A 212-nucleotide genomic window follows, 5' to 3' on the forward strand; every position below is an offset into this window, starting at 1 on the left:
AGGTTTCACTTCTGAGTTCGGGAAGGGATCAGGTGGTTCACTCTTGCTATGGTCGCCAGCACAACTGTTTATGGATACTTGCTAGGTCTTATTGAGATGCCTTGCTTTCTACCAAATAGAATTCATTAACAGAATATCTGAGTTGCAGTAGTTTGTTCGTTTAGCGTAACTAAATCAAGTCACTTTGCTTAATATCGAATCAATCGAGCTTC

The 212-nt window shown here is 40.1% G+C and carries 1 rRNA gene; it reads right to left on the minus strand.

The features are described 5' to 3' along the window. Window positions 1-60: ribosomal RNA gene (gene rrf, locus NI465_RS16670) — 5S ribosomal RNA — on the minus strand; the annotation flags it as partial. Between the last annotated feature and the right edge of the window lie 152 nt (window positions 61-212).

The organism is Acinetobacter lwoffii (assembly GCF_024129855.1).
In the GTDB taxonomy this organism is placed as follows: domain Bacteria; phylum Pseudomonadota; class Gammaproteobacteria; order Pseudomonadales; family Moraxellaceae; genus Acinetobacter; species Acinetobacter lwoffii_L.